Source organism: Hymenobacter psychrophilus, assembly GCF_900107135.1.
GTDB classification, from domain to species: domain Bacteria; phylum Bacteroidota; class Bacteroidia; order Cytophagales; family Hymenobacteraceae; genus Hymenobacter; species Hymenobacter psychrophilus.
The window spans coordinates 179,785-202,493 of record NZ_FNOV01000007.1 but is presented as its reverse complement, the minus strand read 5'-3'; the positions used below and the strand labels follow the sequence as shown (position 1 = coordinate 202,493).

Sequence of the window (22,709 nt, the reverse complement as noted above, 5' to 3'; positions counted from 1 at the left end):
GTACTATGCTTATAACTCTACGTTGGTTTTGCTGCGTCGCGCTGCTGCTGGGCAGTGCTGCGTCAGCCGTTGCCCAGTCGGCCGCAGTGCCCGCATCTACCCGCACGGTGCGGCCGGGCGTGCTGGTTTTCCGGCTGAAAGCCTCCCCGGCCGATGCCAGCCAGCCGCGCCGGCCGGGTCCGGCCGTACTGCCGGCGGCCCTCACTACCGCGCTCAGCTCCTTCGGCGCTACGGCCCGGCCCAAGTTCCCGCGGGCCGCCGCGCCCACCGCCGCCCGCGCCCAGGCCGGAGCCGTCGATTTGGGGCTGCTCTACGAGCTGCGCCTGCCGGCCGGCACCTCGCCGGAACAGTTGCGGCAGCGGCTACTCAAAACTGGCTTGGTCGAATACGCCGAACCGCTCTACAACTACCAGCACCTACAGCAGCCCAACGACCCGCAGGCCGACTCGGCCGGCACCGGGGGCCAGTATTATCTGCGCAATATCCGCGCGCATCAGGCCTGGGGCATCACCCAGGGTGATACGAGCGTCGTTATCGGCATTATCGACGGCGGCACCCGCTTCAGCCACGAAGACTTGACGAACCAGAACCAGCTCAACCGCCGCGACCCCATCGACGGGATTGATAACGACGGCGACGGCTACGTGGACAACTACTACGGCTGGGATTTTGCCGACAACGACAACGACCCCGAGCGCCTGCGCAACCCCACCGACCTAACCCACGGCGTACTGGTAACCGGCATTGCGGCCGCGGCCACCAACAACGGCCGCGGCATTGCCGGCGTGGGCTACAAGTCGCGCTACCTGCCCCTGAAAATCTACCCCTCCACCCCCGAGGGTTCGTTTGGCGGCTACGAAGCCATCGTGTACGCCGCCGACCACGGCTGCCGGGTCATCAACCTGTCGTGGGGCGGCACGGGGGCTCCTTCGCGCTTCGAGCAGGACGTTATCAATTACGCGGTCCTCAACCACGACGTGGTGGTGGTGGCCGCCGCCGGCAACACGCCCCAAGACCTCGACTTTTACCCCGCCAGCTACCAGCACGTGGTATCGGTGGCCTCGACGGCCCGCACCGACGAGCGCAGCGTGGCCGCCACCTTCAGCTACCGGGTGGATGTGTCGGCTCCCGGCGAAGGCATTTTCACGACCCTGGGCGTAACCGATACCGACTACGCCCAGGTGGGCGGCTCGTCGTTTGCCGCGCCCCAGGTGGCGGGCGCGGCGGCGCTGGTGCGGGCCCGGTTTCCAAGCTACAACGCGGCCCAAGTGGCAGCCCAACTGCGGCGCACCACCGATTTCATCGATAACCTGCCCGGCAACGTGGCCTACGCCGGCCGGCTGGGCTCGGGCCGCCTGAACGTGTTTCGGGCCGTGTCGGAGCAGCCCTACTCGGCCCGGGTGGTGGCCCGCATGGCTGCCCCGGCCCGCAGCTACTACGCGCCCGCCGACACGCTGCGCCTTATAGTACGGGTGCAAAATCTGCTGCGCGAGCTGCCGGGTCTCACCGTAACGCTCACCTCGCTTTCGCCCTACTTGCTGGTGCGCCAGGGCGAGTTTGCGGCCGGCCCGCTGGCTACGCTGGCCGAGGTCGACAACGCGGCCACACCCTTCCGGCTGGCTGTAGCGGCCGCGGGCGTACCGCTCAATACCAAGGCCGTGCTGCGCTACCGCCTGCACCACGCGGCCAGCGGCTACACCGAGTACCAGTACGAAACTCTGCTGCTCAACCCCGATTACGTGGTGCTCGATGCCAACAACCTGCACCTGACGCTCACCAGCCGCGGCAATCTGGGCTATGACGGCACCAACCCCAGCATCGGCGAGGGCATCAGCTACCGCCAGGGCCCGCCGCTGCTGGCCGAGGGCGGCCTGCTGCTGGCCACCTCGGCCACGCGCCTGGCCAGCAACGTGCGCAACGACAACCGCGGCAACGACGCCGACTTTATAGCCGTGGCCCAGGTACGCCGCCTGCCTTCCGCCAGCGGGGCCGCCAACCAGCGGGCCGAGGGCAGAATGCGTGAGGCGCAGCTGCCGGCCGCCAATCCGCAGGCCGTGGGCGTGGCGCTACGCCAGCGGGCCACCGCCCGGACGGCTACCCCGCACCAGAGCTACGTGCTGCTCGAATACCAGCTCACCAACCTCACCGCCGATACGCTCCGGCCGCTGCATCTGGGCTTGTTTATGGATTGGGACCTACCCGACGACCCCGCCCACAACGTGGCCGGCTGGGATGCCGCCCGCCGCTTGGGCTATGCGTACAACGCACCCAACCAGACCATATATGCCGGTGTGCAGCACTTGGCCGGGGGGCAGCCCAGCGTCTTCAGCCTCGATACCAGCCCTGCGGCTACCGGCCCGGTGCGCCTCAGCGACGGTTTCAGCCGGGCCGAGAAGTGGCTGACGCTGAGCAGCAGCACTACCAACGCCAGCGCCGGCCTGCCCGCTGGCACCGATGCGGCCCAGGTAGTGGGCGCGGTTCTTCCCTACCTGGCCCCCGCCGACTCGGTAATGGTGGCCTTCGCGGTGCTGGCGGCCCCTTCGCTGGCCGAGCTGCAGGCCGCCGCGGATGCGGCCACCGCCGGCTACCAGCAGGTGCCCACCGCCACCAAGGCGGGCATACTGGCCGGCGTCCGCCTCTACCCCAACCCCACCGCGGGCCGGGTGCGCCTGGAGCTACCGGCTGGGCCGGCCACGGTGCGGGTACTGTCGGTGCTGGGGCAGCAGTTGGCGGCCTACAATTTCCAGCAGCCAACTGCCTCGCTCGACCTGTCGGCTTACCCGGCGGGCCTCTACCTGATACGGGTGCAGACAACGGCCGGCGCGGCCACCTACCGCATCCTGAAACGCCCGTAGCCGCCGGGCCGCTAAACCTGGCTTCGAATCATAAAAATTCGCCCAATCAATTTAGCAAAACGAAAATACATTGGTTTACAGTAATATAGTAACCAATTCGTCTTGCCGGGGATTGAATGCATGTTAGCACCACTTCTGCCACAAGCCCAACAGTAGGATCACCTTTTTTTTCTATCAATTATTAACTAATAATATTAGTTTTAAGCAACAATATCCGTATCTTTGGATATGTCAAAAACGAAGCTTCCCGTCCCCCTTCCGATGCAGCAGTATGCCCGGTGCGTGAACGCCCGGAACCGGCCAGCCGACTACATTGGCGACTGGCCCGCACGCGGGCAGGTGTACCCCGTGCAAATGCGCCGCAATGCCCATTCCGGCCACTGGCAGGTGCATGTGCTAGGCTTCTACGCCGAGCGGCCCTACGGCGCCTTTGCCCGGCACCGCTTCGAGCCCGTGGCCCAAATCTGGCTTAATTAAGCTAACAGCTGTTAGCTGTTAGCTGTTAGCTGTTAGCTGTTAGCTGTTAGCTGTTAGCTGTTAGCTGTTAGCTGTTAGCTGTTAGCTCAAAAAACGAACAAGGCCCCGCATTCGGTTGAGTGCGGGGCCTTTTTTTGTGCAGAACAATAGGGGTTCTTGAACAACAGCTAACAGCTAATAGCTAAAAAAAACCTAGTAGTGCCAGAACATGCCGAAGTCGAAGGGCGTCCAGAGGGCGGCGGGCTGGCCGGCGGTTTTCAGGCCGCGGTTGGTCCAGCTGTTGCAGGTATCGAAGAGATTATAGGTGCCGTTGGCGACGTAGAAGGCATCGTTCTCGCCGTAGCTGTGGCCCTTTATCTGCTGGGAGCGGCCTTGGGCATCCACATCAAACTTGGTTTCGATGAAATGAATAAGCTTGTCGTACTCGGCCGGCGTGAGCGTGAGCAGGACGCACTTGGGGCCTACTTCGGGGCGGTGGTGGAAGGTGGTGTGCATGGCCGTGGTACCGAGCCAGAACATGGCTTTCAGGCCGGTGCTGAGCTTGAGCTCGGCCCAGGTGGGCGTATCGAGGTAGAAACCCCGGTCGCCCCAGCCAAAGCCCACAAATTCCTGGCTGGCGTCGTTGGCGGGCGTGTCGGCGTAGGAGATAAACTGCGTCCAGTCTTTTTGAGGGCTGCGCACGGGCAGTACCAAATCGGTGTGCACGCCATTGGAAAGCAGGTATACCTGCACGCCTTTGCCCGGCGCCGGCGTTGCGCCGCTGCCGGCCACCGGAATGGCCGAAAGCGCCACAGAAGCCAGCAAATACACGGTTACCAGCCCAATAATGCCCGCGCCGGTATAGGCAACGGCGGCAGTTACCGGGTAAAGCGGGTTCGATTTTTTCATGGGAAAGGGAAAGCGGGAAGTCTGCCTATACGCGGCTGGCGCCAAAAGGCTCGTTTTCCGGCCCCGGCGGCCCGCTGCGCCACAAAAAACGGCCGCCTTCCCTATCCGGGAAGGCGGCCGTTTTCAATCAGCTCGAATCAGCTACACGCGCTCCGAAAGCTGGGCATCGCCGCCAACTTCCATCTGGCGAATCAGGTTCAGGGCCGAGCCGGCCTTGAACCAGGCAATCTGGCCCTCGTTGTAGGTGTGGTTCACCGTGATGAGGTCCGTGTCGCCGTCGGCGTGGTGCAGGCGCACCTGCAGGGGCTTGCCGGGCTGGAAGTCCGTCAGGCCGAGGATGTCGATGGTGTCGTCCTCCTCAATCAGGTCGTAATCGGCCTTGTTGTCGAAGGTGAGGCCCAGCATACCCTGCTTTTTGAGGTTGGTTTCATGAATCCGGGCGAAGGATTTCACCAGCACGGCGCGCACGCCGAGGTGGCGGGGCTCCATGGCGGCGTGCTCGCGCGAGCTGCCTTCGCCGTAGTTCTCATCACCCACTACCACCGAGCCAATGCCCTGGGCTTTGTAGTTGCGCGCTACCAACGGCACGGCCGAGTAGGGCGTACCCTGCGTGAGGGCGTCTTTTACCGAGTTGGTCTGCTCAGTAAAGGCGTTGGTAGCCCCGATGAGCATGTTGTTGGAGATGTTATCCAAGTGGCCGCGGTACTTCAGCCACGGGCCGGCCATCGAAATGTGGTCGGTGGTGCACTTGCCTTTGGCCTTGATGAGCAGGCGCAGCCCCAGCAGGTCGGTGCCGTTCCAGGCCTTGAAGGGCTCGAGCAGCTGCAGCCGGTCAGATTCCGGCGACACCATCACGTTTACGCCCGAGCCATCGGCGGCGGGCTGCTGGTAACCGGCATCCTCCACGGCAAAGCCGCGAGGCGGCATCTCGATGCCGACGGGCTCGTCGAACTTCACCTGCTCGCCGGTGCTGGTCGTCAGCGTGTCGGTGAGTGGGTTGAAGGTCAGGTCGCCGGCAATGGCGAAGGCCGTCACGATTTCGGGCGAGGCCACGAAGGCGTGGGTGTTGGGGTTGCCGTCGTTGCGCTTGGCAAAGTTGCGGTTGAAGCTCGTGATAATGGAGTTGCGGCGCTTGGGGTCGTCGGTGTGGCGGGCCCACTGGCCAATGCACGGACCGCAGGCGTTAGCCAGCACCACGCCGCCCATCTGGGCAAACGTATCGAGCAGGCCGTCGCGCTCTACGGTGTAGCGCACCAGCTCCGAGCCGGGCGTTACTGTGTACTCGGCCTGCACGGTCAGGCCCTTATCGGCGGCCTGCTTGGCGATGGAGGCGGCGCGGGTGATGTCCTCGTAGCTGGAGTTGGTGCACGAGCCGATCAGGCCCACTTCCAGCTTCTCGGGCCAGCCATGCTCGCGCACGGCCGAAGCGAATTCCGAAATCGGCCAGGCAGCGTCCGGCGTGAACGGGCCGTTCACGTAGGGCTCCAGCGTGTTGAGGTCGATTTCGATGAGCTGGTCGTAGAAGTTCTCGGGGTTCTGGTACACCTCGTCATCGGCGCGCAGGTGCTGGCGCACGCCGGCGGCCAGCTCGGCCACTTCGGCGCGACCGGTGCCGCGCAGGTACACGGCCATCTTCTCATCGAAGCTGAACACCGAGGTGGTCGCGCCAATTTCGGCGCCCATGTTGCAGATGGTGCCTTTGCCGGTAGCCGAGAGGTTCTCGGCGCCTTCGCCGAAGTACTCGACAATAGCACCGGTGCCGCCTTTCACGGTCAGAATGCCGGCTACTTTCAGAATCACGTCTTTGGCCGAGGTCCAGCCCGAGAGCTTACCGGTCAGCTTCACGCCGATTACTTTCGGGAATTTCAGCTCCCAGGCCATGCCGGCCATTACGTCCACGGCATCGGCGCCGCCTACGCCAATGGCAATCATGCCCAGGCCACCCGCGTTGGGCGTGTGCGAGTCGGTGCCGATCATCATGCCGCCGGGGAAGGCGTAGTTTTCGAGCACTACCTGGTGAATGATGCCCGCGCCGGGCTTCCAGAAGCCGAGGCCGTACTTATTGGAAACCGAGGCCAGGAAATCGTACACTTCCTTGTTCTCGGAGTTGGCAGTGGCCAAATCGATGTCGGCGCCTACTTTGGCCTGAATCAGGTGGTCGCAATGGACGGTGCTGGGTACGGCGGCCGTGTGCTTGCCGGCCTGCATGAACTGGAGCAGGGCCATTTGGGCGGTGGCATCCTGCATGGCCACGCGGTCGGGCGAGAAATCGACGTAGGAAACGCCCCGCTCGTAGGCCTGCGAAACGGTACCGCCGTACAGGTGGGCGTACAGAATTTTTTCCGTCAGGGTGAGCGGACGGCCGACCGCCGACCGGGCCGCCTCGATGCGGGTGCCCATGCCGGCGTACACGGCCTTAATCATTTCTAAATCGAATGCCATAATCAGGTTGAAAAAGTGGAGAGAACGAGCCTGCCGGGGCAGATATGCAAATATAGTTAAGCGCCGGGGTCCGGCAAGCCAAACAAATGCCGCCGGACCCGGCTAAGGGCCTATTTAGAAATTCTCAAAAGAATTCGGCCAGCGACGGCGGCGGCCCGGCGGGGCACTGCTTTATAAACTATGCAGGCTCCGCCGTAATTTAGCCACCAATTCACTTTTACTCCTTTTCAACCATGCCCGTTGCCTTCTTCTGGCGCAAGGCCATAGCCGGGGCCACACTGGCATTGGCCGCGGCCGCCTGCCAATCCAACCCCGAAACTGCCGAAACAAACGCGGCCACCACTGCCGCGGCCTCGCCCCTCACGGCCGGCACCTGGCGCGGCGTACTCGCCACCCAGGACCAGCAGATTCCGTTTCTGTTCGACGTAGCCACCGACGACGGCCAGCCCACCGTAACGCTGCGCAACGGCGAGGAGCGCCTGAAATTGGATGAAATAACGACGGCCGGCGACTCGACCACCATCAAGCTGGGCGTGTTTGATGCTGCGCTGGTCGTGCGCGCCGCCGGCGAAGGCAAGCTGACGGGTGCCTGGGTGAAGTACGACGCCGGCAAGCCCTACCGCGTGCCGCTGACGGCAGAGAAGGGGGCGCAGCCGCTGTTTCCGGTAATGGCAGATCAGAAGGTATTGTCCTTCGACGGTACCTGGAAAGTCAGTTTCAAGGATGATACAGGAAATACCTACCCGGCGGTGGGCGTATTCACGCAAACGCCAGCAGGCGTTACGGGCACTTTTCTTACCACCACCGGCGACTACCGCTACCTTTCGGGGCAGGCTGATGGCAACCAGCTCATGTTAAGCACTTTCGACGGAAGCCACGGCTTTTTGTTCACTGGCCGGCAGCCCGGAAGCACCACCCCCGATAACGCCACGCGCCTGGAAGGCGACTTCTACTCCGGCCTCACCGGCCACGAAACCTGGACGGCGGTAAAGGATGCCAACGCCAAGCTACCCGACGCCAGCGCCCTGACCGGCATGAAGTCCGGCCAGAAAAAGCTCGACTTTAGCTTCCCCGGCATTGAAGGCGGCACGGTTTCCATCACCGACCCCAAGTATAAGGGCAAAGTGGTGGTGGTGCAGCTGCTGGGCTCGTGGTGCCCCAACTGCATGGACGAAACCAACTTCCTGGCCCCCTGGTATGCCCAAAACAAGCAGCGCGGCGTCGAGATTATCGGCCTGGGCTACGAGCGGGCCTCCGACGATGAGGCGACGGCCAAGCGCAAGCTGACGAAGATGAAGCAGCGCCTGAATGTGGGCTACGACCTGGCCCTGGCCGGCACCGCCGACAAGGACGCGGCCGGCCAGACGCTGCCCCAGGTGCAAAAGGTGCTGGCTTTCCCAACCATCATTTTCATCGACAAAAAAGGCGAAGTGCGCAAGATTCACACCGGCTTCTCGGGTCCCGGCACCGGCCAGTACTACGCGCAGCAGAACGCCGAATTCAACAAAACCATGGACCAGCTATTGGCCGAGTAAATAAGCCTTTACGGTTGGGCTGCGTATAGAACTATACCGCCCGGGTGATGCCCTGCTCCGGCCTGGCGTTGTCCGGGCGGCGTTGTTTTGTTCCACCTCTTTCCTCTCCGGCTTATGAAAAACATCCTGGTTCCCACCGACTTTTCGGCCGAGGCGCACCACGCCTTTCGGACCGCGCTGCAGCTGGCCCGGCGCACGGGCGGCTCGGTTACGCTGCTGCACGTACTGGCCCTGCCCGACCAGCCGCGCACGGCCAATTTCAGCAGCTTTGGCGGGCCGGTAGGCAGCGCCGAACTGTCCGGCACGCATGGCATCGACCGGATTTTCGTCATCAAGCTTATGGAAGCCACCCGCCAGCGCATGCACCTGCTGCTGGCCGAGGCCGCCCAGCTGGCCCCCGATGTGCCCGTGCACGACCTGACCGACCAGGTAGACGTGGACGACGCTATTCTGAAGGTGATTGAGCAGCGCCACATCGACCTGGTGGTACTCGGCACGCAGCAGCACGACGCCATTGAGCGCTTCTTCGCCTCCTCGAACACCGAGCAGCTGGTGCGCCTGGCGCCCTGCCCGGTACTGGCCGTGAAGCAGGCCGCCGACCTCGATGCGGTGCGCGACATCGTATTCGCCTCCGATTTTGGCGATGAGGCCGACCAGGCCGTGCCCGGGCTGCGGCAGGTGCGGCAGCTGTTTCCGGAGGCGCAGCTGCACCTGCTGCACGTAACGGACGAAAACGCCGGCCAGGCCCGCCAGCAGATAGACGATTTCATAGAGCGCCACCAGCTGGCGCCCGCCGAGGCGGTGCTCATGGAAGCCGGCAGCATCAGCAGTGGCATTACGGACGCGGCCCGCAAGCTGGCCGCCGGCCTGATTGTGGTGCCCACTCACGCCCGCTCGGCGTTCAGCCGGTTTTTCCAGGGCAGCGTGGCCGAGAAGGTGGCCTTCCAGTCGGCCCAGCCGGTGCTTACATTTCATTTGTAGCCGGCGGCAGCAACTGGCCTCTGCAAACACCGCCGCTCCGGCCGTGGGGCCAGATTCGCAGCGCGGGGTTGGGCTGGTTGCGTACCGGCCCAACCCCGCGCTGGTGTTTCTGCGTACACCAAGCCGGGCTCACGGGCCCTACTGTCCTTTTCCAACAACCAACCTATCACCTAAACCAGCCTTTCTTTATGTGGATTCAGCAAAAAAGCACCCCCGCCCCCATCGATGAACTTCAGGGCCACACCGTAGGCCTCAAGTTCGAGTGCAACAAGTGCAACCAGGAGGTTTTCACGGCTTCCATCGGCGTGCCCGCCGCCGAGCACTTCGCCACCATGCCCGATGACGGCCAGTACGAAACCGAGCAGCTCCAGTGCCCCACCTGCGACATGACCCACGAAATCACCGTCAACAGCAGCCCCAAAGGGGTACGCTTTGAAGTATCAGAAGTAAAGCCCGAGCAGGTGTATTACCAGGTGCAGCACTAAATCACAGCTGTTGCAGATGCCACTGTTGCAGGCGTCATCCGCTCTAGATTTGTAAGAAGCTGTTTGAGTTAATTTTGCTGGATGCAAGCAGCAGAGATTTCAGCCGTTCGGAAGCGGTACAGTTCGGATTTATCGGCGCACGATTGGCAGCAGTTGGAGCCGTTGCTCGTGGTGCGTCGGCGCGGTAAATGGCCGTTGTGGGAGGTGGTGAACGCCATTTTCTACGTGCTCAAGAACGGGTGCGTGTGGCGGGATTTGCCGGGTGATTTACCACCCTGGGGCACGGTGTACTGGTATTTTGCCAAGTGGGAGGTCGATGGGACTTGGCAACGGGTCAACACCTGCCTGAACGTGAGCAGCCGGGAGTGGGCCGAAAAAAAGCCTGGCCCACGGCCGTCATCCTCGACACGCAAAGCGTGAAAAATGCGGCCACCGCCACCGGGGCGACCGTGGGCTTCGATGCGGGCAAGCTGGTCAAAGGCCGCAAGCGCCTGGTGCTGACCGACACGCTGGGGAACGTATTGGCTAGTCGGGTGTTGCCCGCCGACGCGGTGGACGGGGCCGCCGCCATTGCCTTCTGGGATGAGGTGGTCGCCACGCACGAGCTGTTGGGGCGGGTGCAGGTCGTCTTCGTGGACAGCTCGTTTAACGGCGTCTTTCGGGAACATTTGGCGAAACGCTACGGGATTCGGGTCGAGAAACCAGCCCACGTGCTGGTGGAGAAAACGAATTTCTGCATTCATGCCTGGCGCTGGATTGTGGAGCGCACGTTCGCGTGGCTCAGCGCTAATCGCCGCTTGTCAAAAGAGTACGACCGGACACTGTGCCACGCCAACGTGTGGATTACCGTAGCGAATATCAAACGGATACTTAAATTTTGCTAACTCAAACAGCTTCTAAGCAAAAGCCCCACTGGATTTTGGTCCGGTGGGGCTTTTAGTTTGCTGACGCCAACAGCAGCGGCATCTGCACCAGCTATGATTTATTCAGTGGGCTGTTGAAGCTGGCGCTTGCCACGGGTGATGTTCCAGTAGGCCAGCAGTTGGGCCTGGATATCGGACTCGGCGTAGGTAGGGATGGGCGCCCAGGCCAGCACCGGGCAGGTTTGGGGAAGAGCTACGGTGGGCGTGGTGGCGTGGGCCAGCGTTTCGAGGGCCTCGCGCTGGCAGGCGTTGGTGGGGTAGCGCCAGGTGTTATCAGAAACGGTGTAGAACACGCTTAGCGCGGCTACCCAGCCCAGGAAGCCGAGGCGGCGGCGGCCCGGCAGGTGGGCGGCCAGGTAGTAAGTAGTGGCACCGTAGAGGGCCATCAGGCCCAGCAAAACAGGCATAATGGAGTCGCGACGGATGATGTCGGGGCGGTACGCGCGGTAGCCGCCCAGCGGCAGCAGCAGCATGTAGGCCACCGCAAATAGTGCCAGCCAGCCCAGCAGCTGCCGCAGCCGCCGGCTTTCGGGCGTGGCGGGCAGCAGGCGGCCAATCAGCAGCGTATTCAGCAGCACCACGCCCAGCAGAATAGCCAGCGCGGGCCGCCGAAAAAAGGTTTCATTGAGGCCTGTAGGCAGCCGGCGGTAGCGCTCGGCCAGCGGAATGGTGATGTCGCGGCTTTCCAGCTCGAACTGCCCGATGTACAGCGAATACAGGCACAGCGCCCCCAGCAGCAGCAGCAAACCAAACGCCGCCCACGGTACCCGCTGCGCCACGGCCCGCCAGCTTCCGCCCGTGGCCCGCCATTGCCGCCCCAGCCAGTGCAGGCAGATACCGGTTTGCAGCACGGCCACCACGCCCGGAATAATTGGCCCATTAAAGCTCAGTACCACGGCCAGCCCCGCCAGCAGCCCAACCTGCCACCAGCGCGGCCGGAATGCTTCCCCATCTTGCGCTGCCCGGTAAAAAGGCCAGTAAAACAGCCCCAGCAGCGCCAGCGGGAAGGCATAGAAGAACGTGTAGGTGATGGCGTTATCAATAATGCCCATCTGGTTGTGGTAGCCCGCCGACTGAAACAGCGGCACCAGCACGGCTACCGTGAGCCAGAACCGGCGGCCTGGGCGGGCCCGGCCGCTGGCGTACAGGGCCAGCACGTAGAGCACCAGTGCCTGCACCGCGGCACTAAACAGCCCGCAGGCCACGTACACGCTGGTTATGGGCAGCAGAAACTTCTGCAACCCAAACGGCACTGTTTTGAAGTAGACCACCATGGCCGCGTGGGCGAAAAAGCGGTTGGGCGCCGTGTACAGCTCGTGCCGGGTAAGCGCGGCCCAGCCAAACGGGTCCGAAAGCACGGGCCGGCAGTCGGGCGCGGGCAGCACGATGTAGGCCAGGTCGCCATCGAGGGGCATACGGTAATTCTGCCAGCCGGTATAGCCCAAATCGAGGGCCACGAACAGCAACAGCAGCGGCAGCAGGTAGCGCGTTTTCATGCGGGCAGGCGTCGGAGTGGGCGGCTACTTTTCGCGCTCGATGGTGTAGTTGATGAGCTGTTCGAGCGAGGTGCGCGAGGCCGATTCGGGGAAAGTCCGCAGCACGGTCAGGGCCTCGTCGCGGTAGCGCTCCATCACGGCAATGGCGTAAGCCAGCCCGCCCGACTGCTTCACGAACTCAATTACCTGCTGCACCCGGTCGCGGCGGCCATCGTTATTTTTCACGTTGAAAATCACGCGGCGCTTGGTGAGCCAGTCGGCCTGCTGCAGGGCGTAAATCAGCGGCAGGGTCATCTTTTTTTCCTTGATATCGATACCCAGCGGCTTGCCGATTTCGGCCGTGCCGTAGTCGAACAGGTCGTCTTTTATCTGGAAGGCCATGCCCACCTTCTCGCCAAACAGCCGGGCCCGCTCCACCGTTTCGCGGTCGGCGCCGGCCGAGGCGGCCCCTACGGCGCAGCAGGAGGCAATGAGCGAGGCCGTTTTCTGGCGGATGATATCGAAGTACACGTCCTCGGTAATGTCGAGGCGGCGGGCCTTCTCAATCTGCAGCAACTCGCCCTCGCTGAGCTCCTTCACGGCATTGCTCACGATTTTGAGCAGCTCGTAGTCGTCGTTTTCCAGGCTCAGCAGCAGGCCCTTACTCAGCAGATAGTCGCCCACGAGCACGGCTATCTTGTTCTTCCACAGCGCATTGATGGAGAAAAAACCCCGGCGGTAGTTGCTCTCGTCCACCACATCGTCGTGCACGAGCGTGGCCGTGTGCAGCAGCTCGATCAGGGCCGCGCCGCGGAAGGTGGCTTCGGGCAGCGGGTCGCCACCGCAGATTTTGGCCGTGAAAAACACGAACATCGGCCGGATCTGCTTGCCCTTGCGCTTGATAATATAGCCCATGATTTTATCGAGCAGCAGCTGTTTAGTCTGCATCGACTGGCGGAATTTCTTTTCGAATTCCACCATCTCCAAGGCAATCGGAGCCTGTATCTGGTCCAGCGAAATGGTCATGCGGCGTAGTTGGGCACTGCAATGATACGGGAAAAGGGGTTGGGGTGGCGTTTCGGAGTGAACAAGGCCGGAACGACGTTCTTATTTCACTCCTGTCTACCTTAGCCCCATGCCTACAACTCAGCCCACCACCGTCGATTTCCTGCTGTCTGCCCCCCACCACCGCCGCCCGTTTGCCGCCGATGCGCGCTTCGTGGCCGATGGCCGGGCCAAGCCGGTAGTGGTATTCGTGCACGGCTTCAAGGGGTTCAAAGACTGGGGCCACTTCCATGTGCTGGCCGATTGGTTTGCCCGCCGGGGTTTCGTGTTCGTGAAGCTCAACCTCTCGCACAACGGCGTAGTAGTAGGCGGCTCCGGCGATTTGGAGGACCTGGAAGCCTTCGGCCGCAACAACTTCAGCATCGAGCTCGACGACCTGGGAGCCCTACTCGACGCCCTGCACCAGCCGGGCCAGACGGGCATTCCGGCCGCCGAAATGGACCTCTCGCGGCTGGCGCTCATTGGCCACAGCCGGGGCGGCGGGCTGGTGCTGCTGAAAGCGGCCGAAGACATCCGGGTGCGGGCCGTGGCTACGTGGGCGGCCATCAGCAACGTAAACCCGGGCTGGACCGAGCAGCAAATGGCCGACTGGCAGCTCAAGGGCGTGCTGCACGTGGAGAACTCGCGCACCAGGCAGCAGCTACCGCTCTACTACCAGCTTGTGGAGAACTACTACCAGCACCAGGACCGCCTGAACATCGAGCAGAACCTGCGCCAACAGCTCGCCGACCGTCCCGTGCTCATTCTGCACGGCGACCAGGACGAAACCGTGCCGCTGGAGCGCGCCCGCCAGCTGCACGCGTGGCAGCCCGCCGCCGAGCTGCGGGTGCTGGCCGGCACCACCCACAACTTTGGCGGCGCCCACCCCTGGCCCGCGGCCGAGCTACCCGAACAAGCCCAGCAGGCGGCCGAGGCCACGGCGGAGTTTTTTGAATTGAAAATGAGAAGTTAAAACTCTGCTGTTACGCCGTTGCCAGTAGCGCGAACTTTGCAGTTCGCGGCCCCGCGCCGTAAAAGCCAGCTGAACGGTGCGGGGACGCGAACTACAAAGTTCGCGCTACAGCGTGCGGGCTTGTACAAACGAAGCCAACTGCGTCACAGTAGTTAAAACCACTGCCAAGAGTGCGTACGTGCCTTCTACCGGCACTTTCCATTTATCGTTTCTAACTCGCTTGAAAACCGCCTACCTCCTACTCGGCTCCAACCTCGGCGACCGAACCGCCACGTTGCGGACGGCGGCCGATGAATTGGGCCGCACGGCCGGCCCGGTAACGGCGGCCTCGGGCCTCTACGAAACGGCCGCTTGGGGCCTGACTGAGCAGCCGGCCTTTCTCAATCAGGCCCTGGAAGTACAAACCAGCCTCTCCCCTACCCAGCTGCTGGCTGCCTGCCTGGCCGCCGAGCAGCACGCCGGCCGGCAGCGGCTGGTGCGCTGGGGCGCCCGTACGCTCGATGTGGATATCCTGCTCTACGCCGATTTAGTGCTCGAAACTCCCACGCTTCAGCTGCCGCACCCGTGCCTGCCGGAGCGTCGCTTTGCCTTACTGCCCCTGGCCGAAATTGCGGCCGCTGTGCCGCATCCGGCGCTAGGCCGCACCGTAGCCCAGCTGCTGGCCGACTGCCCCGATGAACTGGCGGTTACGTGGGTAAGTAGTTAGTCTCACCAAACTATGACGGGTGAAACTGGAAACGCAGACACAAAAAAGGTCCTGCCATGAATTGGCAGGACCTTTTCGGTAACAGCGGGCAGACCTATACTACTGCTGAGCCGGCCGTTACTTCCGGGGCAATTTTCTTTACCAGCCCTTGCAGCACTTTGCCGGGGCCGCACTCCACGAATTCGGTGGCGCCGTCCTGCACCATGCGCTGCACGCTCTGGGTCCAGCGGACGGGAGCCGTGAGCTGGCGCACCAGGTTTTCGCGGATTTCGTCGGGGTCGGTATGCGGGGCGGCATCCACGTTCTGGTACACGGGGCAGATGCCGGCCGCAAAGCTCGTTTTAGCAATGGCCGCGGCCAGCGCCGCCTCGGCCGATTGCATCAGCGGCGAGTGGAAGGCGCCGCCCACGGGCAGCGGCAGGGCCCGTTTGGCCCCGGCGGCCTTCAACTGCTCGCAGGCCAGCTCGATGCCGCGTTGCGAGCCCGACACCACCAATTGGCCGGGGCAGTTATAGTTGGCGGCCACCACAATGTTGCCGCCCGCTGTAATTTCCTGGCAGATGCGGGCCGTGGTGTCATCGTCGAGGGCCAGAATGGCGGCCATCGTGCCGGGCTGTTCCTGGCAGGCGGCCTGCATGGCGCGGGCCCGCTGGGCTACCAGTTGCAGAGCATCCTCGAACCGCAACACCTTGGCGGCTACCAGGGCCGAAAACTCGCCCAGCGAATGGCCAGCCACCATATCGGGCCGGAAGTCGGGCAGCACGGCGGCCAGGGCCACTGAGTGCAGGAAAATAGCCGGCTGCGTAACGTCAGTGCGGCGCAGCTCGTCCTCCGAGCCCGTAAACATCACGTTGGTAAGCGAAAAGCCCAGGATGTCGTTGGCCTGGTCCATGAGGCGCCGGGCCTCGGGGTACTGTTCGTACAGCTCGCGGCCCATGCCGCTGAACTGGCTGCCCTGGCCGGGGAAAATAACTGCTTTCATGTGGTCAGAATACGCCCCGCGGCCGCTCCCGGTAGGAAGCACCGCCGGGGCAGGCGGGAGATTTACGGCCGCAAGCTGCATAAAAATGCCGGACCGGAAAGTAGCGGCCCGCAAAAAGCGGCCTGGCTTCCCCACAAAAAAGCCGGGCTCCCCATGAAGGAAACCCGGCTTTTTGGCGGGCCGAAGCCCGCGGCTAGCGGTTTATCTGCACCCAGCCTTTAAAGGTGCGGGTGGTGCGGTTGGCATCTTTAAACGTTACCTCGGCCTGGTAGAAGTACATGCCATCCGACACTTTGCCGTTGGAGTTGCCTTCGCCCATGCCGCCGCCGTTCCAATTGATAAGCGGGTCCCGGTCGCCTTCGTACACCTTTGTGCCCCAGCGGTTGTAAATCTTGATGGCCGTGCGCTCAATCGGGCTGAACACTTTGGGCCGGAACGTATCGTTCTTCCCGTCGGCGTTGGGCGTGAAGATATTGGGCATCAGGAACAGCAGGCAGTTATCCTTGCACTCCTTGTTGCTGAGCGCACTCACGGCCCCGTTGCGGTCGACGGCCTGCACCGCGTAGCAGCCCTGGGCAGTGGTGAGGTTGGCGTGCTGGTAGGTGGTCTGGGTACCGGGCACGCGGGCCAGCTCGGTCAGCGCATCGGCCGCAGTGGGTGCGAAGTAGATGATATACTGCACAATGTCGCGGCTACAATCCTCCGTCGGCTGGTTGCTCAGCGTCCAGCTCAGGAAGTTGGTGAACACCATGCCCGTTTTAGGCGTGAATGGCAACTCGAACAGGCGGCTGGCCAGACTGTCGCAGTTGGTGGGCTTGAGCGTGAGTATCGGCGTGCAGGGCACGGCCTGCAGGGGCGCGCACTGCTCCTGGCTCAGGTTGATGAGCGAGTCGGGCAGGGCAATGTTGTAGGTGCCGTTGGTCTTGACGTAGTAGCAGTAGGTGCGGTTTTTCACCAGCGGCAGTACCTTGCCGTCGTCCACGAACGTGCCGCCGGTAGTGGTGCTGGTGGCTTTGCCCACGGGCCGGAACGTGCCCCCCGGCTCGCGCCGGTACACCGTGGTGGGGCGTTTGCTGTTGTCCCAAGGCACATTGTACGTCCAGCTTACGGCTACGGTATTGGCCAGCGGGTTGGGCGTGGTCCGCAGCCGCACGCTCGAAGCCGGCTGGGTGCGCTCCACCGAATCGGCCGCGAGGATTGTGTTGCTGAAGAAATCGAGCCGGTAGGTGTAGGCGTTATCGGTGGTATTGAGGCCCGTATTCACGAAGGTGGTATCGAGCAGATTGGTCGTGCTGTACACCTTGCGGAAGTCAGCGGCCGCCGGGTTCTGGCCGGTGGCGCGGTAGAGGCGGTACCCGCGGGGCTCGCGGAAATTGGCCAGCGGCGCCGGCTGGTTCCAACGCACGGTAATCTGGCCCGCGGCTGCGTCGGTGCGGTCTACGGTTACATTGGTGAGGCGCGGCGCACGGCCCTCAATTTTTACACACGCTTCGTTGGAAGCCAGGCTCTCGCTCCCGCCGGGCTCGGCGAACTTCACATATATGCGGTACGAGTAAGTCTTGCCCCTGGTCAGGCCGGCTCCGTTGTTGTCGTCGAGGAAAGTGCGGGTGCCTACTCCTACGGTGCCAATCTGCACGTAGCCCGAGCCGGCGGGCAACCCCGTCTGGCAAGTGGTCGGCGTGTAGGGAAAGCAGCCTTCGCGCCGGAAAATCAGCATCTGCGCCCCCGGATTCTGGCAGCTGTAACTGTCCCAGTCGAGGCGAATGGTATTGCCCTGCGGGGTAGGGCGCAGGTTTTGCGGGGCCGGACCGACCACGGTAATATTCCAGATGCGCTCATCAATCAGCGGCGAAATAGCACCGCCCGGCTCGTCGGTGGCCTTGAACAGCACCGAGTAAGGCTGGCGGCGGATATAGGAGCAAGTCGGCGTCCACTGGAACAGGGCGCGGGCTACGGGCGGCCCCTTAGTGGTCTGCTGAAACGAAGCCGGCGTGGGCAACAGGCCCGTAAAGGCTTCGAGCAGCACGGGGTTGCCATCGGGGTCGGTGGCCGTTATGGTACCGCCGGGCACGGGCGTATTGGCCACCACGCACACATCGGGCGGCACATTGATGATGGGGCGCAGGTTGTTTTGCGCCTTCACATTAATCTGCATGTCGCGAACCGTCTCGCTCAGCAGTGTTGGCATGGTAGGCCGGCCGGGCGTACGGCGGTATTCCTTCACCTTAAAGGCCACGTTGTACACGCCTTGCAGCGCTGGCGCGTTCCACACAATCTGGCCCGTGCGGGCATCAATACTGAAGATGGCCCTATCGTTGGGCACCCCTGCGGGCGGCCCGCTGTAAGCCACCTGCCGGGCATCAACACCGGGCAGATTATTGGGGAAAGTGAAGTTAGTAGTCGTTACGGGAGTCAGCTGGTTACCATTGGCCAGGGCCACCCGCGGGTCGCCGGCCCGCTTGCTAGGCACCAACTCGTAGGCCAGCGAATCTCCTTCGGCATCAAAAGCGGCCGGGTTATGCAAAAACACCTGTCGTACACTACCCTTGTCGATGGCCGGGGCCAGTAATTGGGGCGTAGTATTTTGAATAAAAGCGTTAATCAGGATGGTGGTAGAGATATAAAAACTCTCCTGCGACGAGTTGGACATATTCAGCACTCCATCCGGCCGGTTGACGCTGGCGTAGCTTACTGTATAGGGTCCGGCAGAATTATAGGTATGATCAAACTTATAAATGTTGAGCAGATACTCGGGCGCTACCCGGGTCTGCGACACAAACGGAATCTTCTCCTGGGCTGTACCGTCGTCGAAGAAGATGATGACCTCGTTTTCCTCGGCCACGGTGGGACCAGGCACGCCCACGTAGAGCGAGAGCGTGAAAAAGATATGGCGCGGATTGTTGGGGTCGGTGCGGGCCTGGATGTCGCCGGCGGCCAGGTGCGAAGCCTGGGCGGCCGGCACCAGTCCCAGGCAGGCCACCAGCAGAAACAGCCCCGCCAGCCAATGCTGCAACGGGCGGATAGGTAGAGCGATACGCATATAGTTAGACAACTTGGCAGGCAGAGAAACAGCAGGAAGAAAGGTCCGGAAAAACCTGGCGGAAACCTAACAAAAATCGGTCAGCGCGGGTTGTTAGACCGAAGCAAGATACTAACGGAGTTGGCTTTCGATTGATTCCGGCCGGGTTGTAGTCTTTATTCAGATTGTTTCCTACTAGCCGGGCACCTAACTTTGACCGTTATAATCGACTTCCCCACCCTACTTAGTAGCTCTCTATGAGTTGGATTTCCAAAACCCTCACCAGCAGCATCGGCCGCAAAATTGTTATGGCCACCACAGGTTTGTTCCTGTGCTCGTTTCTGGTGGTGCATCTGTTGATCAACCTGCAGCTGTTGCGCCACGATGGCGGGGCCAGCTTCAACTTCTGGGCCGAGTTCATGGGCACCAATCCGGTTATCCGGTTCATGGAAATCGTGCTCATGCTTGGTTTTGCCGTGCACATTTATCAGGGCCTCGCCCTGGCGCTTAAAAACAAAAAGGCCCGTGGCGCTCAGGGGTACGTGGTCAACCATTCCGAGCAGAACTCGCAGTGGTCCTCGCGCAACATGGCGCTGCTGGGCACGCTGCTCCTCATTTTCCTGATTGTTCATCTGATGAACTTCTGGATTCGCTCCCGCTTCGACGCCTTTGGTGGCCTGGCCGAAGTGAAGGTGCCCAACCTCGATCATCCGGTTGGCGACCTGTACTCGGTAGCCGCCGCTTCCTTCAAAATTCCGTGGTACGTGGCCCTGTACGCGCTGGCGCAGATTGCGCTCGGCTACCACCTCTGGCACGGCTTCCGCAGCGGGTTCCAGACGTTGGGGCTCAAGCACCCTAAGTATACGCCCGCCATTTACTACACGGGCTACGTTTTCTCAGTCGTGATTGCAGTGCTGTTTGCCCTCGTCCCGATTGTTATGTTCTTCGGCGACCAGTACCAGCCTCGCCCTGCTACCGGTCAGACGGTTGAACAGTCCCTGACCGAGGAGCCAGCGGTACTGCGCTAATTTCCCACTTTCTTATTCTGCCCTTTATGGTACTCGATTCCAAACTTCCCGAAGGCCCGATAGCCGAGAAGTGGGAAAAGCATAAGTTCAACGTCAAGCTCGTCAACCCGTCCAACAAACGGAAGTACGATATCATTGTGGTAGGCACCGGCCTGGCAGGTGCTTCCGCCGCTGCCTCGCTGGCCGAACTAGGCTACAACGTGAAGGCATTTACCTTCCACGATTCGCCGCGCCGGGCTCACTCCATTGCAGCTCAGGGCGGCATCAACGCCGCCAAAAACTACCAGAACGACGGCGACTCGATTTACCGCTTGTTTTACGATACGGTAAAAGGTGGCGACTACCGCTCCCGCGAGGCCAACGTGTACCGCCTGGCTCAGGTATCGGTCAACATCATCGACCAGTGCGTGGCCCAGGGTGTACCCTTCGCCCGCGAGTACGGTGGCCTGCTGGCCAACCGCTCGTTTGGTGGTGCTCAGGTAAGCCGCACGTTCTATGCCCGCGGCCAGACTGGTCAGCAATTGCTGTTGGGCGCCTACTCGGCCCTTTCGCGCCAGGTTGCTTACGGTAAAGTAAAACTGTACACCCGCTCCGAAATGCTGGATCTGGTGACGGTGGACGGGCAGGCCCGGGGCATCATCACCCGCAACCTGCTGACGGGTGAGATTGAGCAGCACGCGGCCCACGCCGTGGTGCTGGCCACCGGCGGCTACGGCAACGTGTTCTTCCTGAGCACGAATGCTATGTACTGCAACGCTACCGCTGCTTGGCGGGCGCACAAGAAGGGGGCGTACTTCGCCAACCCCTGCTTCACCCAGATTCACCCCACCTGCATTCCCGTATCGGGCGACTACCAGTCGAAGCTGACGCTTATGTCGGAGTCGTTGCGCAACGATGGCCGCGTATGGGTGCCGGCTACCAAAGAAACGGCTGAACGCCTGCGCAAGGGCGAAATCAACGTAAATGACATTCAGGAGGCCGACCGCGACTACTTCCTGGAGCGCAAGTACCCGGCTTTCGGTAACCTGGTGCCCCGCGACGTAGCTTCGCGCAACGCCAAGCTGATGTGCGATGAGGGCAAAGGTGTAGGCTCAACCGGCCTGGCAGTGTACCTCGACTTCGCCGACGTTATCAAGCGCACTTCGGCCGAGGCTGTGAGCCAGAAATATGGCAACCTGTTCGACATGTACGCCAAAATCACTGGCGAAAACCCCTACGAGCGGCCCATGCGCATCTATCCGGCTGTTCACTACACCATGGGTGGCCTTTGGGTTGATTACAACCTCCAGACCACAGTGAAAGGGCTTTATGCCACCGGCGAGTGCAATTTCTCCGACCACGGCGCTAACCGTCTCGGCGCTTCGGCCCTCATGCAGGGTCTGGCCGACGGCTACTTCGTGATTCCCTACACCATCGGCGACTACCTGGCTTCTACTCCGCCCAAGCCCGTCACGACCGAAGACCCGGCCTTCGCCGAGGCGACGGCCGCCGTGCAGTCGCGCATGCAGCAGTTGATGAGCATCAACGGCACCCGCACCCCCGACGATTTCCACAAGAAACTCGGCAACCTGATGTGGGAGTACTGTGGTATGTCGCGCAATGCCGAGGGTCTGCGCTTTGCCAAGCAGGAAATCCAGAAGCTACGTCAGGAATTCTGGAGCGACCTGAAGCTGGCCGGCACTGAAATGGAGATGAACCAAGCCTTAGAGAAGGCCGGCCGCGTGGCCGATTTCCTGGAGCTGGGCGAGTTGATGGTAGACGACGCCCTCGACCGTAACGAAAGCTGCGGTGGTCACTTCCGCGAGGAATATCAGACGCCCGAGGGCGAGGCCCTGCGCAACGACGACGAGTATGCCTACGTGGCCGCCTGGGAATACCAGGGCGACAACCAGCCCGAAAAGCTGAACAAGGAGGAGCTGACGTTCGAAAACGTGAAACTCACCCAGCGCAGCTATAAATAATTTTTTTAGCTGTTAGCCGTTAGCTGTTAGCTGTTAGCTCCGTGCCAATAGCGTTTCCAGCCCGACAAGCTAACAGCTCTCAGCTAACAGCTAATAGCCAAAAATATGGCCGGAAGTAACCCCAACGCCAAACCAATGAACCTCACCCTGAAGGTGTGGCGGCAGAAAAACCGCATCAGCGAGGGTGGCATTGTCGATTATAAGGTAAAGGACATCTCGCCCGATATGTCCTTTCTGGAAATGCTCGACGTGCTCAACGAAGATCTGCTTCGCCAGGGCCAAGAGCCAGTCGCTTTCGACCACGACTGCCGTGAAGGCATCTGTGGCTCGTGCAACCTGTTCATTAATGGCCGGGCCCATGGCCCCGAGCAGGGCACCACTACCTGCCAGTTGCACATGCGCAAGTTCTCCGATGGCGATACTATCACCATTGAGCCGTGGCGCGCTGAGGCCTTCCCCATCAATAAAGACCTGAGCGTAGACCGTTCGGCTTTTGACCGCATTATTCAGGCGGGCGGCTACGTTAGCATCAACACTGGCGGTACGCCTGATGCCAACGAGATTCCGATTCCTAAGGATATTGCTGACCGCGCTTTTGAGGCCGCAACCTGCATTGGTTGCGGTGCCTGCGTAGCAGCCTGCAAAAACGCTTCGGCCATGCTATTCGTATCGGCCAAGGTAAGCCAGCTCGCACTGCTGCCCCAGGGCCATGTGGAGCGCAAAACCCGCGTCGAGAATATGGTGGCCCAGATGGATAAGGAAGGCTTTGGGGCCTGCACTAACATTGGCTCCTGCGCTGCCGAGTGTCCGGTGGGCATCTCGCTTGAAAACATTGCCATCCTCAACCAGGAATTCCTGTCGGCCAAGGCAACGTCCAATAACTTGGCGTAAGCTTCGGCGGTTATCCTGTAAGGATTCCCTGAAAAGGCGAAACG

18 protein-coding genes are annotated in these 22,709 nt (G+C 61.9%); 12 read left to right on the top strand and 6 right to left on the bottom strand.

Annotated features, from left to right (window positions below):
- The first annotated feature begins 5 nt into the window (after nt 1–5).
- Together BLW21_RS12330 and BLW21_RS12325 are read left to right on the top strand one after the other, a co-directional pair.
- Nucleotides 6–2,855, top strand: a complete 2,850-nt coding sequence (locus BLW21_RS12330) for a S8 family peptidase (protein ID WP_092740431.1) — start codon at nt 6–8, stop codon at nt 2,853–2,855.
- Nucleotides 2,856–3,137: 282 nt separating this feature from the next.
- Nucleotides 3,138–3,332 (top strand): hypothetical protein, encoded by a 195-nt coding sequence (locus tag BLW21_RS12325; RefSeq protein ID WP_139255197.1) that lies wholly within the window; start codon nt 3,138–3,140, stop codon nt 3,330–3,332.
- 192 nt (nt 3,333–3,524) lie between these two features.
- On the opposite strand, the gene BLW21_RS12320 is transcribed toward BLW21_RS12325, so the two are convergent.
- Entirely contained in the window at nt 3,525–4,220 is a 696-nt protein-coding gene (locus BLW21_RS12320; RefSeq protein ID WP_092740427.1) for a TIGR02117 family protein, read from the bottom strand.
- Between the two features lie 141 nt (nt 4,221–4,361).
- Nucleotides 4,362–6,662, bottom strand: coding sequence for an aconitate hydratase (locus BLW21_RS12315; RefSeq protein WP_092740425.1), 2,301 nt, complete (start codon nt 6,660–6,662; stop codon nt 4,362–4,364).
- A 233-nt stretch (nt 6,663–6,895) separates the two neighbouring features.
- On the opposite strand from BLW21_RS12315, the gene BLW21_RS12310 reads away from it, so the two are divergent.
- The 5 genes from BLW21_RS12310 (at nt 6,896) to BLW21_RS12290 (ending at nt 10,547) form a co-directional block, all read left to right on the top strand.
- Entirely contained in the window at nt 6,896–8,197 is a 1,302-nt protein-coding gene (locus BLW21_RS12310; protein WP_092740423.1) for a peroxiredoxin family protein, read from the top strand.
- 114 nt (nt 8,198–8,311) lie between these two features.
- Nucleotides 8,312–9,178, top strand: a complete 867-nt coding sequence (locus tag BLW21_RS12305; protein ID WP_092740421.1) for a universal stress protein — start codon at nt 8,312–8,314, stop codon at nt 9,176–9,178.
- A gap of 188 nt (nt 9,179–9,366) precedes the next feature.
- Nucleotides 9,367–9,663: a hypothetical protein gene (locus tag BLW21_RS12300; protein WP_092740419.1), complete on the top strand. Its 297-nt coding sequence runs from the start codon at nt 9,367–9,369 to the stop codon at nt 9,661–9,663.
- Nucleotides 9,664–9,744: 81 nt separating this feature from the next.
- Entirely contained in the window at nt 9,745–10,083 is a 339-nt protein-coding gene (locus BLW21_RS12295; protein ID WP_092740417.1) for a transposase, read from the top strand.
- Nucleotides 10,029–10,547, top strand: coding sequence for a transposase (locus BLW21_RS12290; protein ID WP_175470952.1), 519 nt, complete (start codon nt 10,029–10,031; stop codon nt 10,545–10,547). The genes BLW21_RS12295 and BLW21_RS12290 overlap by 55 nt, the downstream gene beginning before the upstream one ends.
- A gap of 98 nt (nt 10,548–10,645) precedes the next feature.
- Here the strand turns inward: BLW21_RS12290 and BLW21_RS12285 are convergent, their stop codons facing one another.
- Both BLW21_RS12285 and BLW21_RS12280 read right to left on the bottom strand, forming a co-directional pair.
- Nucleotides 10,646–12,082 carry a hypothetical protein gene (locus BLW21_RS12285; protein WP_092740413.1) on the bottom strand — a complete coding sequence of 479 codons (1,437 nt, stop codon included), beginning with the start codon at nt 12,080–12,082 and terminating at the stop codon, nt 10,646–10,648.
- Nucleotides 12,083–12,106: 24 nt separating this feature from the next.
- Entirely contained in the window at nt 12,107–13,087 is a 981-nt protein-coding gene (locus tag BLW21_RS12280) for a polyprenyl synthetase family protein (RefSeq protein ID WP_092740411.1), read from the bottom strand.
- 109 nt (nt 13,088–13,196) lie between these two features.
- On the opposite strand from BLW21_RS12280, the gene BLW21_RS12275 reads away from it, so the two are divergent.
- Together BLW21_RS12275 and folK are read left to right on the top strand one after the other, a co-directional pair.
- Nucleotides 13,197–14,078 carry an alpha/beta hydrolase family protein gene (locus BLW21_RS12275; RefSeq protein ID WP_092740409.1) on the top strand — a complete coding sequence of 294 codons (882 nt, stop codon included), beginning with the start codon at nt 13,197–13,199 and terminating at the stop codon, nt 14,076–14,078.
- A 220-nt stretch (nt 14,079–14,298) separates the two neighbouring features.
- Nucleotides 14,299–14,784: a 2-amino-4-hydroxy-6-hydroxymethyldihydropteridine diphosphokinase gene (folK, locus tag BLW21_RS12270; protein WP_092740407.1), complete on the top strand. Its 486-nt coding sequence runs from the start codon at nt 14,299–14,301 to the stop codon at nt 14,782–14,784.
- 94 nt (nt 14,785–14,878) lie between these two features.
- On the opposite strand, the gene fabD is transcribed toward folK, so the two are convergent.
- Together fabD and BLW21_RS12260 are read right to left on the bottom strand one after the other, a co-directional pair.
- Entirely contained in the window at nt 14,879–15,766 is an 888-nt protein-coding gene (fabD, locus tag BLW21_RS12265) for an ACP S-malonyltransferase (protein WP_092740405.1), read from the bottom strand.
- A 193-nt stretch (nt 15,767–15,959) separates the two neighbouring features.
- Nucleotides 15,960–18,806, bottom strand: coding sequence for a T9SS type B sorting domain-containing protein (locus BLW21_RS12260; protein WP_092740403.1), 2,847 nt, complete (start codon nt 18,804–18,806; stop codon nt 15,960–15,962).
- A 236-nt stretch (nt 18,807–19,042) separates the two neighbouring features.
- Here BLW21_RS12260 and BLW21_RS12255 point away from each other — a divergent pair, with 236 nt between their 5' ends.
- The 3 genes from BLW21_RS12255 to BLW21_RS12245 all read left to right on the top strand — a co-directional run bounded on the left by BLW21_RS12255 (nt 19,043) and on the right by BLW21_RS12245 (nt 22,665).
- Nucleotides 19,043–19,813, top strand: a complete 771-nt coding sequence (locus tag BLW21_RS12255; RefSeq protein ID WP_092740401.1) for a succinate dehydrogenase cytochrome b subunit — start codon at nt 19,043–19,045, stop codon at nt 19,811–19,813.
- Between the two features lie 26 nt (nt 19,814–19,839).
- Complete coding sequence (locus tag BLW21_RS12250) at nt 19,840–21,774, top strand: fumarate reductase/succinate dehydrogenase flavoprotein subunit (protein WP_092740399.1); 1,935 nt, start codon at nt 19,840–19,842, stop codon at nt 21,772–21,774.
- A 135-nt stretch (nt 21,775–21,909) separates the two neighbouring features.
- Nucleotides 21,910–22,665 carry a succinate dehydrogenase/fumarate reductase iron-sulfur subunit gene (locus BLW21_RS12245; RefSeq protein WP_092740397.1) on the top strand — a complete coding sequence of 252 codons (756 nt, stop codon included), beginning with the start codon at nt 21,910–21,912 and terminating at the stop codon, nt 22,663–22,665.
- The last annotated feature ends 44 nt before the right edge of the window (nt 22,666–22,709 follow it).

Excerpts from the sequence above, each read along its gene's own strand:
- BLW21_RS12255 (WP_092740401.1), top strand. The coding sequence starts at position 19,043 with ATGAGTTGGATTTCCAAAACCCTCACCAGCAGCATCGGCCGCAAAATT.
- BLW21_RS12320 (WP_092740427.1), bottom strand. The coding sequence starts at position 4,220 with ATGAAAAAATCGAACCCGCTTTACCCGGTAACTGCCGCCGTTGCCTAT.
- BLW21_RS12300 (WP_092740419.1), top strand. The coding sequence starts at position 9,367 with ATGTGGATTCAGCAAAAAAGCACCCCCGCCCCCATCGATGAACTTCAG.
- BLW21_RS12315 (WP_092740425.1), bottom strand. The coding sequence starts at position 6,662 with ATGGCATTCGATTTAGAAATGATTAAGGCCGTGTACGCCGGCATGGGC.
- BLW21_RS12245 (WP_092740397.1), top strand. The coding sequence starts at position 21,910 with ATGAACCTCACCCTGAAGGTGTGGCGGCAGAAAAACCGCATCAGCGAG.
- BLW21_RS12285 (WP_092740413.1), bottom strand. The coding sequence starts at position 12,082 with ATGAAAACGCGCTACCTGCTGCCGCTGCTGTTGCTGTTCGTGGCCCTC.
- BLW21_RS12280 (WP_092740411.1), bottom strand. The coding sequence starts at position 13,087 with ATGACCATTTCGCTGGACCAGATACAGGCTCCGATTGCCTTGGAGATG.
- BLW21_RS12295 (WP_092740417.1), top strand. The coding sequence starts at position 9,745 with ATGCAAGCAGCAGAGATTTCAGCCGTTCGGAAGCGGTACAGTTCGGAT.
- BLW21_RS12260 (WP_092740403.1), bottom strand. The coding sequence starts at position 18,806 with ATGCGTATCGCTCTACCTATCCGCCCGTTGCAGCATTGGCTGGCGGGG.
- fabD (WP_092740405.1), bottom strand. The coding sequence starts at position 15,766 with ATGAAAGCAGTTATTTTCCCCGGCCAGGGCAGCCAGTTCAGCGGCATG.
- BLW21_RS12330 (WP_092740431.1), top strand. The coding sequence starts at position 6 with ATGCTTATAACTCTACGTTGGTTTTGCTGCGTCGCGCTGCTGCTGGGC.
- BLW21_RS12305 (WP_092740421.1), top strand. The coding sequence starts at position 8,312 with ATGAAAAACATCCTGGTTCCCACCGACTTTTCGGCCGAGGCGCACCAC.
- BLW21_RS12275 (WP_092740409.1), top strand. The coding sequence starts at position 13,197 with ATGCCTACAACTCAGCCCACCACCGTCGATTTCCTGCTGTCTGCCCCC.
- BLW21_RS12250 (WP_092740399.1), top strand. The coding sequence starts at position 19,840 with ATGGTACTCGATTCCAAACTTCCCGAAGGCCCGATAGCCGAGAAGTGG.
- BLW21_RS12310 (WP_092740423.1), top strand. The coding sequence starts at position 6,896 with ATGCCCGTTGCCTTCTTCTGGCGCAAGGCCATAGCCGGGGCCACACTG.